This is a genomic window from Brevibacillus sp. FSL K6-6036 (assembly GCF_037964015.1).
GTDB lineage: Bacteria > Bacillota > Bacilli > Brevibacillales > Brevibacillaceae > Brevibacillus > Brevibacillus borstelensis.
In genome coordinates this window covers 3,720,403-3,735,114 of record NZ_CP150173.1, presented here as the reverse complement: position 1 = coordinate 3,735,114, position 14,712 = coordinate 3,720,403, and the positions used below count along the sequence as shown (strand labels likewise).

At 53.5% G+C, this 14,712-nt stretch carries 12 protein-coding genes; 9 read left to right on the top strand and 3 right to left on the bottom strand.

Annotated features, from left to right (window positions below; all coding sequences use genetic code 11):
- Positions 1-201: 201 nt before the first annotated feature.
- Positions 202-1,419: a dicarboxylate/amino acid:cation symporter gene (locus NST37_RS18750; protein WP_339185648.1), complete on the top strand. Its 1,218-nt coding sequence runs from the start codon at positions 202-204 to the stop codon at positions 1,417-1,419.
- A 163-nt stretch (positions 1,420-1,582) separates the two neighbouring features.
- On the opposite strand, the gene NST37_RS18745 is transcribed toward NST37_RS18750, so the two are convergent.
- Both NST37_RS18745 and NST37_RS18740 read right to left on the bottom strand, forming a co-directional pair.
- Positions 1,583-1,813 carry a DUF1128 domain-containing protein gene (locus tag NST37_RS18745; RefSeq protein ID WP_003389012.1) on the bottom strand — a complete coding sequence of 77 codons (231 nt, stop codon included), beginning with the start codon at positions 1,811-1,813 and terminating at the stop codon, positions 1,583-1,585.
- Positions 1,814-1,892: 79 nt separating this feature from the next.
- On the bottom strand, positions 1,893-4,385 hold the full coding sequence (locus NST37_RS18740; RefSeq protein WP_003389013.1) for a U32 family peptidase: 2,493 nt from the start codon (positions 4,383-4,385) through the stop codon (positions 1,893-1,895).
- Between the two features lie 178 nt (positions 4,386-4,563).
- Between NST37_RS18740 and NST37_RS18735 the strand changes: the two genes are divergently transcribed.
- Positions 4,564-4,890, top strand: coding sequence for an ATP-binding protein (locus NST37_RS18735; protein WP_171506077.1), 327 nt, complete (start codon positions 4,564-4,566; stop codon positions 4,888-4,890).
- Between the two features lie 68 nt (positions 4,891-4,958).
- On the opposite strand, the gene NST37_RS18730 is transcribed toward NST37_RS18735, so the two are convergent.
- The gene (locus NST37_RS18730; RefSeq protein ID WP_003389015.1) at positions 4,959-5,552 is read right to left on the bottom strand and encodes a TetR/AcrR family transcriptional regulator; all 594 of its coding nucleotides are present in this window, start codon (positions 5,550-5,552) and stop codon (positions 4,959-4,961) included.
- Positions 5,553-5,752: 200 nt separating this feature from the next.
- Here NST37_RS18730 and NST37_RS18725 point away from each other — a divergent pair, with 200 nt between their 5' ends.
- From NST37_RS18725 to NST37_RS18695, 7 genes are all read left to right on the top strand, one after another.
- Positions 5,753-6,229: an N-acetyltransferase gene (locus NST37_RS18725; RefSeq protein WP_003389016.1), complete on the top strand. Its 477-nt coding sequence runs from the start codon at positions 5,753-5,755 to the stop codon at positions 6,227-6,229.
- Between the two features lie 251 nt (positions 6,230-6,480).
- Positions 6,481-7,179: a sigma-70 family RNA polymerase sigma factor gene (locus tag NST37_RS18720; protein ID WP_003389017.1), complete on the top strand. Its 699-nt coding sequence runs from the start codon at positions 6,481-6,483 to the stop codon at positions 7,177-7,179.
- Positions 7,180-7,223: 44 nt separating this feature from the next.
- Positions 7,224-8,054, top strand: a complete 831-nt coding sequence (locus NST37_RS18715) for a GNAT family N-acetyltransferase (protein WP_003389018.1) — start codon at positions 7,224-7,226, stop codon at positions 8,052-8,054.
- Positions 8,055-8,292: 238 nt separating this feature from the next.
- Positions 8,293-10,374, top strand: a complete 2,082-nt coding sequence (locus tag NST37_RS18710) for a methyl-accepting chemotaxis protein (protein ID WP_003389019.1) — start codon at positions 8,293-8,295, stop codon at positions 10,372-10,374.
- 98 nt (positions 10,375-10,472) lie between these two features.
- The gene (locus NST37_RS18705; RefSeq protein ID WP_003389020.1) at positions 10,473-11,228 is read left to right on the top strand and encodes a GTP pyrophosphokinase family protein; all 756 of its coding nucleotides are present in this window, start codon (positions 10,473-10,475) and stop codon (positions 11,226-11,228) included.
- Positions 11,197-12,633, top strand: coding sequence for a dipeptidase PepV (gene pepV / locus NST37_RS18700; RefSeq protein WP_003389021.1), 1,437 nt, complete (start codon positions 11,197-11,199; stop codon positions 12,631-12,633). The genes NST37_RS18705 and pepV overlap by 32 nt, the downstream gene beginning before the upstream one ends.
- 254 nt (positions 12,634-12,887) lie before the next feature.
- Entirely contained in the window at positions 12,888-14,375 is a 1,488-nt protein-coding gene (locus NST37_RS18695; protein ID WP_031931847.1) for a DEAD/DEAH box helicase, read from the top strand.
- Positions 14,376-14,712: the final 337 nt, after the last annotated feature.

Sequence of the window (14,712 nt, the reverse complement as noted above, 5' to 3'; positions counted from 1 at the left end):
TCTCTGACGAGAAGAATATAGAGCTTATTGTGAAGTCTATCAAAGCGATAGGCTTCTTTATTTTGAAGAAAGGTTATCTGACCCCGGCTCCTCAGTGATCTCCCTCTCCGGAATTCCTCTATGCTGATCTATTTGTCCGCCTCTTCGCATAGATTTGTAGCAAGAATTCCTATCTTTCAAAATCAAGGGAGGGGGATTGGGATGAAAAAAGCGTGGAGAGGGAATCTGATCACGCAGATCATGGTCGCATTTGCAATCGCTATCATTGTGGGGATCATCGCAGGCACGAGCGCGGAGACCGTCAAGCCGTTGGGAGATTTATTTTTGCGTTTGATCAAGTTCATTATCGTTCCGCTCGTGTTGGCTTCACTGGTCACAGGTGTTTCCAGTACGGGAGATGTCAGAAAGCTGGGGAGGATGGGCGGCAAAACCATTGCCTATTACCTGGTGACGACCGCTCTGGCTGTGATCCTCGGTTTGATCATCGCCAGCCTGATGTCGCCCGGAGCGGGACTGGAGCTGAAGCCGGAGGAGGCCAAGGTAGAGGCCAAGGAGACTCCGGGAATCATCGACACCCTGCTTGCCATCATCCCGACCAATCCGTTCGCCGCACTTGTACAGGGCGACATGCTGCCCATTATTTTCTTTGCGATTTTTCTCGGTATCGGGATTTCGCTGGCAGGAGAGAAGGCGCGGACCGTTCAACTGTTTTTCGAGCAGTTCGCCGAAGTGATGTACAAGATTACCGGCATCGTCATGCGATTTGCTCCGATCGGCGTTTTCGGACTCGTGGCGCCGATCGTCGGGAAATACGGTCTCTCCGTATTGCTGCCATTGTCCAAAGTCATTCTCGGTGTCGCGATCGGCTGTTTGCTGCATGCCGCGATTGTCTATTCGCTGAGCGTCAAGCTTTTTGCCGGGATGAAGCCGCTGCAGTTTTTCAAAGGCATTGCTCCTGCCGGGATGATCGCTTTTTCCACCTCCAGCAGCTCGGGAACACTCCCCATCACGATTCAAAACGTGGAAAGCAATCTGGGCGTCTCCAAACGGGTAAGCAGCTTCGTCCTGCCGCTCGGAGCGACGATCAACATGGACGGTACGGCGCTGTACCAGGGTGTATGCGCCCTGTTTGTCGCCCAGTTCTACGGGATCGATCTGTCTTTTGCCCAGTTGCTGACGATCGTCCTGACGGCTACGCTGGCGTCGATCGGAACGGCAGGAGTGCCGGGGGCAGGCTTGATCATGCTGACAATGGTGCTGACCTCCGTCGGGCTGCCGTTGGAGGGAATGGCGCTGATCGCTGGGGTGGACCGGATTCTCGACATGTTCCGGACCTCGGTAAACGTCATCGGGGACGCTTCTGCGGCAGTCGTAGTTGCTTCCTCTGAGGGAGAACTGGAGCAAAGCGTCCATGTCTGAAGCGTGAAGATGCCAGAAGACAGACATAGAAAAGGAATCTGACAACACGGATCAAAAAAGATTCTCACGAAGCACAGAAATCACCGTTCGAAAACGGTCGCCCGTACACAACAAAAGCGCCGCTCCCCAACGGATACGGCGCTTTCGCTTTGGACACATATGCTTACGACTGCTTGCGCATACCGCCCAGCTCTTCGACGATGGCAGTCATTTCATTGATGCTGAAGCTCGCTTTCTTCTGAACCATATTGTACAGGTACAAAAGGTCTTCGTAATGCTCGAGGTCAAAATCCTCCGGCCGCATAACGGCGGTGTTGGCCATGTTCAGCTTCGCTTTGATGCCTTCGATGATCGTAGCCAGGTTTTCTTGCGTTGGCAAAGTCAGGTCTGCCATGGGCTATTCTCCTCCCTGTATCGGAAATGGGCGTCCGTCGCACAATTTCCGTGAGATATACATCAATTGGACTTCCGGTTTATTTGATCAGCTGGCCGCGGGTTACACCCAATTGGTTGGTCGCTTTCAGCGAGCGCCATACGTGGGAGCCGCTGACTTCGCCGCGCAGCGCTTGGCGGTACAGGCGAATCACTTCTTGCACTCGCTCCGGCTCTTCCTCCAAAAATTCGATCCGGTAGCTGCCTACGCCCAGCTTGGTAAATTCGCTCAAGTACTCGGCGCCAGACTGGTCGATGGCGTTGTAAACGGTATTGCGGCAGCCGGTATCGACACGCACCGGATGGGAGAAGCCGACCCGGTCGCGCAGCGAAACGCGGGAGGTTTCGCAAGGCGTTCCGCAGTTGGTATGGTCGGTGCCGGGACTGAGGAACGTGCAATATACGCAGTGCTCGGTGTGGAACATCGGCAAATGCTGATGAATGACCACTTCCATCTTGGACGCGTCCGCGTTTTCGAGGAGATCGACCATCTGCTGGATGTTCAGGTCATAGGAAGGCGTTACCATCTCCAGCCCGCAATCCAGGAACAGCTCGACTGCCTTATGGTTGGCGATATTGAGCGAAAAATCCCCGATCAAGGGAATACCCAGCTCGTGTCTGCGGGCCATGTAATAGTGAAGCGCTCCCGTATTTCGCACAAGAATGGCATCAGGCTGGCTTCTGGCGATCAGGGCGAGGACCCCGTTCTCGTCAGGCATGTGGATGCGCATTGTTGCGATTGCGATCTTTTTGCCATAGCGATGCGCCAGTTTGACCGCATCCGGGTACTGCTTGACGAATTCAAAATCGGCGTACAGGAAATCGACGTCGGTCTGAGCAGCGGCTTCCACTTGCTCAAGCGAACGGCAGAGAGCAGTCAGCTTCGGTTTTTCCACTTGGCCGCGCTCTTTTACATCTGCGTACGCGTCAACAGTGCGTTTTTGATAGACGGGCGGCTTGGTCCGCAGGAAGAGCAGCTGTTCGACAGCTTCCCGGCGCATCCGGTTCAGCTCGCTGACAGGCACGATTACCTCGCCGTCGAGTGCTACCGTCAAGTCTGCCGCTTCGAGGCGGTAGATCGTGCCGCCGAGGCGTCCGAGCTGATCGAGCAGCAGCTCTGCAGTCAACGGGCGCTTTACGGCTGCTTCCAGCGGTATCTCCGATTGGCTCGTGACGGCGTTGTTCGCCATTTTGTCCACCCACGTGACAGACAGCTTTTCCCCGAGCTTGCCGCTCACATGTACGCTGAGCGGGAAGGTCCGGTACGGCTTTTCCGTTTCAAAGGTTTTGCGCAAACGTTTGTCCAGCTCCGGATCGCTCGTTTTCCAGACGCGGTCGCCGACATGAATGCGCTGCAGCTTGACGTCGTTTCGTCCCATGACGATCTCGTAGAGTCCGCTGTTTACTTCGCCCTCTACTTTTTTGCCGCGCTGGAGCAGATCGTACACGCGTCCGCCCTCTTCCTTCTGGGTCGGATCACCAGCGTCAAATACGATTCCGTCGCCGCGCTTCAATGGTGAAGACAGCTCGACGAGAACAGCGTTTTTGAGCACCTTCTTGACGGTTCCGAGGAAGACGCCGCGGCTTTTCGGGAAGCTGCCGTCCAGCAGGGTCTTGTTGTTGGTTCCCTCCAAAAAGCCGTGCGTAAAGCCGCGGGAAAAGCTTTGCTGCAGCTCCCGGATGTCCTGCTCGCTCACAGAGGCGTCCTGTCCGGCAAAATAGCGGTCGATGGCGGCGCGGTATTTGCTCACAACATTGGCCACGTATTCGGGCGATTTCAGCCGGCCTTCGATTTTAAACGAGGTGACGCCCGCTTCGATCAGCTCCGGTACCAGCTCGATCGCGGCCAAATCCTTTGGTGAAAGCAGGTAGGCGATATTGCCCATCTCTTTTTGAACACCGTCGACGATCAAATCGTACGGCAGACGACAGGCTTGCGCACACTCGCCGCGGTTTGCGGAGCGGCCTCCCCACATTTCCGAAGTCAGGCACTGACCGGAGTACGATACGCAGAGAGCGCCGTGGACAAATACCTCCATCGGCAGCTTCGCTTTTTCGCCGATGACTTTGATTTCCTTCAATGAGTTTTCCCGTCCCAGGACGACGCGCTCGATCGAGAACGGCTTCGTGAATTCGACTGCCTCCGGCGAGGTGATCGTCATCTGGGTGGACCCGTGAATCGGAAAATCAGGGGAGATTTCACGAATCAGCTTGACCAGCCCCAGATCCTGGACGATCAGCGCATCCACGCCGGCGTCAATACAGGCCTCGACCAGCTTGCGGGCTTCGTTCATTTCATCTTCAAAAACGAGAATGTTAAAGGTCAAGAAGCCCTTGACTCCATACATGTGCAAAAAAGCCATAATCTCCGGCAGTTCCGCCATCTGGAAATTTTCGGCTCTTGCCCGTGCGTTAAACTTCTCCACACCGAAAAAGACGGCGTTTGCTCCGTTGGCGACTGCAGCCTTCAGACACTCCCAGTTTCCTGCGGGCGCCAAAAGTTCAATATCTTCACGTTTGATACCATTTCGCATTTGTGTATGTTACCTCCAAGGTCAAAAACAGGCTATCTTCATCATCATAGGGAAATGTCCCAGTCTCCGCAAGGAAAACCTCGATCCAATGTGCGTTTTCAAAAACTTCCCTTTCCGTTTGTACCGACAGACTATTTTTCAGGGAAGAGTCAGACAATTGTGAAGAGCCGAGAGTATCATGCTGGTTGTAGAAAACATCCTGTTCCAGTTGCTTATCATTATGGTGCCTGCCTGGCTGTACAAAGCATATGGTGGGACAGGTCCGTATGAATCTGTTGAAAAACGGCATGGAAGCGATGCAGCATGGCGGAATGGCGGAATTTTGGAAATAGGAGCGAAACGGCAGGACAGGGATGTGGTTGTTTCCATTAAAGACGAGGGAAAAGGCATGACACAGATACAGCTTGAGCAGGTGGGAGCTCCTTTTTATTCGACACAGGAAAAGGGAAATGGACCGGGGCTGATGGTGAGGTGCAGAATTGTGGAAACGATAGGGGGAACTTGACCTGTGTATGGGGGAACGGGGGCAGCTGTCAATGCCGCCAGTATGAGAGAAGGTCCGGACGTCAGATGTTATTCTGCGTCCAGGCCTTCAAAAACAATCGAGACCTTCTCTTCCATGATTTCTTCCAACGCCCAGGCACCTTCGTTGCGTACCCAATCGTAAAGCGCATTGTAGTAAATATTCTCCAGCATGTTGGCTGCCACCAACGGATTGAAGCGCGTTTTCAGCCGGCCTTTTTCCTGCGCTTCCTCGATCAGATCGGCAAACAACTGGCGCAGCTCATAATAGACGTTTTTTTCGTTCTCCAGAATCTTTCTGTGCTTCATGGAGGACTCTACCAGCACTTTGATGAAGTCGTAGTTTTGGATATTGACCTCATTCATGATTTTGTAGATGCGAAGTACTTTTTGCTTGCAGCTATCCCCGTAATCCCACTCTTCCCGGCGTTCCTCGATTTCATGCAACCGCTCATATCCCCAGTTGGCGAGGATTGCTTCCTTTGACGTGAAATGAAGAAAAATGGTTCCGCGGGCAACATCCGCTTCTTCAGAAATCATGTCAATCGTGGTGGCTTCAAACCCGTGCTGTTTAAATAGTTTGATAGCGGCATTAAAGATTTTTTCGCGCGTTTCCCGCTTCTTTCGTTCTCTGCGTGTCGTCAAAAGGAAGACACCTCCTTTTTGGTTATAGAAGATTATAGCACAACTAATTCCTGCAAAAAAATTCCTGATCGTCGAAAAAACAAAAAAGAGGGGCGAAAAAAGGATAGACTTCTCACGATACCGGATGTATATTTATATATCATAATGAATATTTATTATGTCATAGATGACTGTGAGAGCATGGAGTGGGGGAGAGTAAAATGGTTGTCACCAAAGCGATAGCGGTGCGAAAGGCAACGATGAAAGACGTAGATCAGATGCTGGAGATTATTAATCAATATGCACAACAAGGACTGATGCTCCCGAGGACAAAATTATCGGTTTGTGAACATTTGCAGTCGTTTGTTGTCGCTCACGACGGCGAATCGGTAGTCGGCGTGGCGGGGCTGCATATTTTGTGGGAGGATCTGGCGGAGATCCGTTCTCTGGCCATCGCGGAGCGGGCAAAGGGATTGGGGGTAGGCAAACAGCTGGTGCTTCACTTGGTTGATCAGTGCCGGGACCTTGGCATCAATCGGGCATTGGCTCTTACCTACCAGAAGGAATTCTTTGAAAAGTGCGGTTTTCATATCGTCGCCAAGGAAACGCTGCCGCAAAAAGTATGGAAGGACTGCATCAATTGCTCCAAACTTCCTATGTGCGATGAGATTGCCATGATTTGCGAAACGGCTGTGTAAACAAAAGAAAAAGAGTTTCGAGAGAGAAGAGTCGTTGGGTGTGAGGTGTGCCGCTCTCTGCTGCTTGCATGGTCCAATCCGTGCCGGCGGTTTAGAGAACGGTGCAACCTGAAACCGGCGGCTCTTTTTTGCCTTGAAGCTGAGCGGGATTGTCAAAACATGAAAAATAGTCATTTTTTCGTGAACCGGTTGGCTCACTCGCGCGTCTAGACTCATGTAGATGAAATTGTGGACAAAGGAGGCTTTCCCATGTGAACAGCGAACCGAGCATGCTGCAGGATGTCCTGCTTGCAAAAAACGGCGACAGAGATGCTTTCGGCAGGCTGGTTGTGGCCTATGAGCGGAGACTTTACGGTCTGGCAAAAATGTATCTCAAACGCGACGAGGATTGCGCTGACGCGATACAGGAAGCGATTCTCAAATCGTATCGTGCCCTTCGCAGTTTGAAAGAGCCTGCATATTTCAAAAGGTGGCTGTTTCGGATTCTGATTCGCGAATGCATACAATTGCTGCGCATGCAAAAACGGATGCGGATCATCCAGTCGGGATTTTGCGGTGAAACCGTGGTTGGTCTGCAAGAAACGGTTGCATTGAAGGAGGCCGTCGCCGGATTGGATAACGATCTGCGCGTTGTCGTCCAGCTTCATTACTTCAAGGATCTGCCCGTCAAACAAATCGCTGAGCTTGTAGGTGTCCCGGCAGGAACGGTAAAATCCCGCCTGCACCGGGCTCGCATGATTTTGGCTGAAATTCTCGAATCCCCCGATGAAAGAAGGATTGATTATGACCCGATTATCAGAGGGGAGCACTGGCGCAAACGCTCTGCTCCCCTGCCTATCCCCGTACCGAAGCGAGTCGTTCAAGCATCCATGAGGATTCTGTTGAAGCACTTGAAGGGCCGGGACATTCATGAACAAAGAACAGACGGGGGTTGCCTGCATGCCCTTTAGACGAAAAGAAAAGCCGAGCATCGGCAAGAAAGGAGCCTGGACGAGTGATTTTCAAACTGGACCGGCAGGATCATCGCAAGGTCAGGAGCCTGCTCCCGGCAACGGAGCAGATCTACAACAGAACGGTACATGCAATTATCGATGGCGTAAACAGAGGGACGATTTATGTTGACGACCTGAGCCAGCCGAAAACGGCGCTGGTCGATGTCACGGGAATCAGCTCCTTATTCATCGGCGATCCGCACAATCAGAAATTTATTGCCCCTCTCCGGGAGTTTATCGACACAAAGCTGAAAATCGACACCTACGAATCGTGCGGAGGCACCTATTTCATCGCGGTATTGAGCGATGAAGCGTGGGAAAAAGCCATTGAAGAAGCAATCTCACACAGAGACTACGAGCCGGATTTTGAATGCTACTTCACGTTTCATCCCGATCGCTTTTTGGTCGCGAAGAGCAGCTTCAAGCCATTGCCAAGCGGGTATAGCGCGAGGAAAATTGACGCTGCGGTGATCGAAAGAGATCGGGACGAGTACCTGTCGAACGCGATTGCGGAATTCTGGTACTCGGTCGACGATTTTCTGAAACAGGGTCTCGGGTATTGCATCATGAAGGGCGACGAGGTCGTCAGCGCGTGTTTCTCCTGCTGTGTATACGGCAAGCACCACGAGATCAATGTGGAAACGTACAGGGAAGAAGAGAGAAGCCAAGGGCTGGCGACAGCAGCATGCGTCTTGTATTTGGAGCACTGCCTGCAATTCGGGCTTACCCCGCATTGGGCGACAATGGAAACGAATGAGGCGTCCATCCGGTTGGGAGAAAAATTGGGGTTCCAATACGACTCCAGGCTAAAGACGCTGGAATTCGAGTTTTGAAGAGCTGCCGGGAACGTATCGATTGTCTGAAAGAGGAAAAGAGTAGATGCCAGTTGCCTCGGGTTTACGGAGCGGCTGGCATTTTTTGCTGCTTTCTCCGGTTGCATTCCTTGCTTGCCGATCCCTTATTTAGGAAAAATGGTATGCCTCTATGACATGTTTTCTGGTACTATGTTCTTACTAGTCATAAAATTTGAAAATATCTACCGGAGAACAAGAGAGACAAGGGGGCAACTCTATGAAACTGGGGGCTCGGATGTTGATTGCCTTGCTGTTGGCAGGAATTGTGCCGCTGACAGCTGCGGGTGTATTTGCCTATTCGCAAACGAAGCAGGAGCTGTTGGAGGGGAGCGCAGCCACACTGGAGGCGCTTCGCAACAGCAACAAGGAACAGGTGGAAAACTATTTTCGCGAGCGATCCAAGAACCTGGAGACACTGGCTGCATCCGGCTCGGTGATTGATGCCTTGCCTGCTTTTGAAGCCGTATGGAAACAGGGCAGGGAAGCCCCCGTTTATCAGGAGGTAGAGGAAGCGCGGGGCAAGGAGTTGAAGATGGAAGTGGCGAGATACGGCTTCGCCAATGCGTATTTGCTGAATGACAAAGGAGAAGTCGTCTTTGAGACAAAACCGCAGGCTGATTTTGGCACGAATCTCCTCAGTGGGCCATATAGTGGTACGACATTGGGGCAGACGGTGGCAAAGGCATTCAAAGGCTTGAGCCTTGAACTGTCAGATGTCAGCCGGTATGAACCGTCTGGCGGCGCTCCGGCCATCTTCATGGCAGTCCCGATCTTTGATCACGGCACCGTCATCGGACAATTGGCGGCAGAAGTCCCGCTCGATTACATATCCCGGCAACTGAACAGAAGAGAGGGACTCGGCGCCACTGGGAAGGTGTATTTGATCGGACAAGACAAACTGATGCGGACTGATCTTGGCGGCGGGGAGCCAACTCTGTTGCAGGTGAAGGTCGACACGGAGATTGCCGATCAGGTGTTGTTTTCCAATCAGACCGCTGCTACCGTGCAGTCGACAGACTATCGCGGAGAGGAAGTGCTGGTATCGTACGATCAGGTGAAGGTGGGCAAGCTGACCTGGGCGATCCTGGCGGAAATGGACATGACGGAAATTATGGCCGGACCGAACAGTATCCGCAATGCCATTTTGCTGTTCAACGGAATCGTCCTGATATTGGTGGTGGTTATTGCGTCTGTCACCGCTGCCTGGCTGCGCCGCTCTTTTGCCGGAATGCTGCTGGTAGCCAGAAGGATCGGGCAGGGCGACTTTACCTGTGCTGTTCCGCCTGCTCTTTTGAAGCGAAAGGACGAATTGGGAGAGCTGGCGCGATCGCTGTTTGCCATGCGGGATCAGCTGAGCGACATTTTGATCCAGGTCCGGCACGCCTCTCATTCGGTTGCGGAGTCGGTACGGGAGATCCACGGAAATACGGGGGAAATTTCCTCATCCAGCGGGCAAATTGTGCAGGTCGTCGACCATGTGGCAGCATCTGCAGATCGACAGGTCGACAAGCTGGCGCGCACGTTGCACTTGGCAGAGGATTTGACGGCAACGGTCTCGGGCGTAACGGGACACGTCGAGCAGGTGGCGATCTCCTCCAGGGAGATGAGAATTCACGCAGAGGAAGGGCGGCAGGCCATCGAGGCTGTCGTCAGCAGCATGGATCAGATTAACAGAGCTGTGGAAGCGACGACACAAGTCATTCACGGACTCGAGCTGCGCTCACGGGAGATTTCCAAAATCATCGCAGCGATTACGGAGATCGCCCGTCAGACAAATCTGCTCGCGCTCAATGCCAGCATCGAAGCAGCGAGGGCAGGCGAGCACGGCAAGGGATTCGCCGTCGTGGCCAATGAGGTTCGCAAGCTGGCAGAAGGTACGAATGAAGCCGCCCAGCAAATTGTCGCCATGATCAGCGACGTCCAGGCGAGCACGACTGCCGCTGTGGAGAAAATGGCCGAAGGCACGCGCACCGTCAAGGACGGTTCCCGTACAGCCCGTCAGTCCGGCGAGCTGTTTCAGCGAATCGAAGAGAATATCCGCAGAGTCTCCTCCGAAATGGAGGGGGTTCGGCAGGCTTTTGCCAGGATCGCTCCAGAGGCCCAGCAAGTCGTTGCAGTCGCACAGGAAGTATCCGCTGCCTCGACAGAAGCGGCTGCCGGTGTCCAGAGCATCTCCGCAGCGGTGGAAGAGCAGAGCGCAGCCATGGAAATGATCGCGGCTTCAGCCGATCAGCTCTCTGCACTTGCCGACAGACTGCGAGAATCGCTGGCAGCCTTCCGGTTGGATGCGAAAAATTAAGAGACCCGCTGCGGTCTCTTTTCTCATGCAGGGGAGGATATCTCTAGCAAAATGTTGAATCATAAGGACGATGGAGTTTCGGGTCGGAGGGAACTAGCATGCAGAAACTAGACTGGGAACTATACCTGCTACCGTTCGAACAAGCCGTGGAAGAGATCAAGGTTAAGCTGAAAAACATCCGCAACGAGCTGCGGAAGCGAAAAGAGCACTCTCCTATCGAGTTCGTCACCGGTCGGGTGAAGTCGGTCCCGAGTATATACAACAAGGCGAATCGCCTTCAATTTCAAATCGATGAAAATATTTGCTGGGAGCTCCGGGATATAGCAGGAATTCGGATCATCTGCCAATTCATTGACGATATTCCAGCTGTGGTGGAAATGATCCGGCGACGCAAAGACATGCGGATTTATTTGGAGAAGGACTACGTGTCCAGGCCAAAGGAGAGCGGGTACAGAGGCTATCATCTGGCCGTAGCGTACGAGCTGATGACAGCCCGGGGTCAGGCGGTCATCCCTGTGGAAATCCAGATTCGCACACTGAACATGAATTTCTGGGCGACGATCGAACACTCTCTCAACTACAAATACGAAGGAATCATTCCCTCCGCGATCCGACAGCGCTTGATTGAAGCCGCCAAGGCGTCATCCAAGCTGGACAGCGAGATGAACAATATCCGCGAGGAAATCAAGGAGGCCCAGGTGGAGTTCACCGCCAAGGAAGTAGCGATGGAATCGCTGATTTCACTTGTGGAGCTTGATTTGGACGTGGACGATGAGGAAACGGGAGAAGGCATGAAGACCAAAGAAGGGAAGAAACATCTACATGACGACGATGAACTGGCTGCAGGAAGTTGAAAAGCGAAAAGACGACCTGATTTCCACGACGCAGGGATTTTTGCGGATCAAAAGCTTGCTGGACCCATCCACAGCACGGGAAGGGGCTCCTTTCGGCGAAGGCATCCGTGAAGCGCTGGACTTTGTGCTTGAACAGTGCAAGCAGGCAGGAATGACGGTAAAGGATGTCGGCGGCTATGCCGGGCATGCGGAGTTTGGACAGGGCAGCGAACTGATCGGCGTGCTCAGCCACGTGGATGTCGTTCCAGAAGGGGACGGCTGGACTTCGCCGCCATACGCTGCGGAAATTGTGGACGGGAAGATCGTCGCCCGCGGAGCGATTGACGACAAAGGACCGACGATTGCGGCGATTTTTGCGGCGAAGCTGGTCAAGGAATCCGGTCTGCCGCTGTCCAAACGGGTCAGACTCATTTTTGGAACGGACGAAGAGTCTGGTTGGCAGTGTGTCAAAACGTACTTTGAAACCGAAGAGATGCCGACCATGGGCTTCACGCCGGATGCCGATTTTCCTTTGATATATGCGGAAAAGGGACTGACAGACCTGACTGTTTTGCAAACGCATGAAGCGTTCCTCGGGCAGCAGCTCCCGTCGGCCGACAGCCCGGCAGCTCAGCTTCTGGAGCTTGCCTCTGGCAGAAGGATGAACATGGTGCCGGACAAAGCGGAGGCCAGATTGTTGCCGATGGGCATGGGAGCCGAGGAATTGATTCAAGCATACGAGGCGTATTTGAACGATTCGGGCATGAAGGGCAAGGCCGAATGCTCAAATGGGCATGTGCTGCTCCATATGGAAGGCGTCTCCGTTCACGGAATGGACCCTGGCAAGGGCGTCAATGCAGGCACCGAGCTGATTCATTTTTTGGGAACACTGACGCTGGATGCCCGAGCGGATCAATTCGTCCGCTTCACCGAGCAGTACCTGTATCGGCAGCATTACGGCGAAGCGCTCGGCATCTCTCATCATGACGAGGAGATGGGACCGCTCACGCTGAATACAGGCGTAATTCAGTATGAGGCAGATGGCGATGCCCTGTTCCAGCTCAACATTCGCTATCCTCACTCCTTGCCGTTTGAAAAGTGGAGCGCCATTTTCAAGGAGCGGATTGCCCAGGCTGCATTCGTGTTCGAGGTGGTCGAGCATTTGCGCCCTCACCGGGTAGACCCGAATCATCCACTGGTGACGACTTTGCAGCGGGTTTACACGGAGCAGACCGGACTGGAAGCGGGAATTATCGCGATTGGCGGCGCTACTTACGGCCGTTCGCTGGACGTAGGCGTTGCCTTTGGCCCGCTTTTCCCCGGCCGTCCCGACTGCGCGCATCAGCGGGATGAATACATTCTCATAGACGATTTGATCAAAGCGACGGCTATCTACGCTCAAGCGATTTACGAGCTGGCGAAATAACCGGAAATGCAGGCGGTTCGAAGCAGCATGCACGCATGCAGCCGAGCCGCCTGTTTCATCCCCGTGACTTTTGCGAAGCCAAAAAGGGGCATTCTGACCGTTTTGTTGTGTTTTTGAAAAGACTCCTATACTATAGGGAGACAGAACCAGCGCTCGTCGCTGAAAATGAAGGACGGATGCCGTTATCCGCTCGTCAGGCAGGGATGGCCGACAGACGGGGGAGGGCGGCTTCCTTTGAAAAGGAAGTGAGCATCATGACAAAGACATTTGCGTCGTTTGGCTTTCGCCCGGAACTGATGCAAGGCATACAGGATTCGTTTTACAAGGAACCGACGCCGATCCAGGCTGAAGCGATACCATTGATAACAGAGGGCAAGGACGTCATCGGTCAAGCGCAGACCGGTACGGGGAAAACAGCGGCTTTTGTGCTGCCGATCCTGAATCGTCTGCAAGCGGGCAAGAAGGATATCCAGGCTGTGATCCTGACGCCGACGCGTGAGCTGTCAATCCAGATCGCCAAAGAGGCTGAGAAGCTTGGCAAGCATATGGGTGTCAACGTTCTTTCTTTGCACGGCGGCACGGATATTGAAAAGCAGCTGAACAAATTGAAAGAAACGGTTCACATCGTCGTGGGAACGCCGGGACGGGTACTGGACCATATGAAGCGGGGCTCCCTGCACTTTGGCCGCATATCCACGCTCGTTCTGGACGAGGCCGACAAAATGCTGGAGATGGGCTTTCTCGAGGATGTCGAGCAGGTCATCGTGAACACGCCGCAGCAGCGTCAGATTCTTCTTTTCTCCGCCACGATGCCCGATCTGGTGAAAAAGCTGGCGCAGCAGTTCATGAAGCAGCCGCCGCATATCAAGATCGAATCGAAGCAAAAGACGGTTGAATCCATTGAGCAGTTTTACTATGTGGTCAACCAGACCGAAAAGACGGATGCGCTGGTCGATCTGCTGGAGCAAGAAAAGCCATATCTTTGCATTGTGTTTGCCAACACCCAGGTACGCGTGCAGCAATTGACTGCGCGGCTTCAGGAAAACGGATTTTCGGCAAGCGCGCTGTATGGAGACTTGTCGCAAAACAAGCGGGAACAGCTAATGAAGCAGTTCCGCGATATCAAATTCCAGTTTCTCGTGGCTACCGACATCGCGGCGCGCGGGCTGGATGTGGAAGGCGTCACTCATGTGATCAACTACGACCTGCCAAATGACGTGGAGAGCTACATCCACCGCGTCGGACGGACGGGACGGGCCGGACAAAAAGGGAAGGCGATTTCGCTCGTCTCTCCTCGCCAGAAAAGCATGATGATCCGGTTTGCAAAAGCGACAAAGGCGTCGATCGAGGAAAGGCTGCTGGTAGTCGGACGCCATCTCGACGCGGGACGCCGCGAGCGCGCCAAAGAACGCGAAGCGTATTTTATTGAACTGCGCGAGCAGAAGGCAAAGGAAGAAGCGAAGGAAAAGGACAAGCAGATCGCTCCGGTCCGCGAAGCCATCAAAAAGAAGACAAAGGTAAAGCCGGGCTACAAGAAAAAGCTGGCTCGCGAGCTGGAAGAGCTGCAGACCAAATACGAAAAAAATCGCCGCCGCGCAGAAGCGATCGCTGCCCGCAAGGCAGGGAAATCGGGTGATGCGGGGAAAGCTGGCGGCGCTGGCAGATCCGGAAAACCGGGCGGAGCTGGCAGCCGTGGCGGAAACCGCTCAGGAAATTTCGGCGGGAAACGTCCGCGCGGTTAACAGTCGACGGGTAGAAGCAAAAGCACCCAGCGTGCCAGCCCAGAGTATGTGGCTAACCTAAGTCTGGGGCAATTGATGCCGAAACAGCCTTAGTCCTGAATTTGCAGGGGCTAAGGCTGTTTGCTGTACAGATATTCTGGCAGCAGGATACCTTTCTGTTTCCAATGTCGGTATCATTTTCGTCACCTCAATCATTTGATTTTTTGATGGATAAGGGCGGCCAGAGACGAAGCGGACATAGGGCAGGTGGTCTTTGGATTCCATTTTGCGCATGCGTTTCCCAGCTTGGCAGGCCAGATCGTTGATCGCTGCGAATAATCATTGTCTGCTGGAGCGA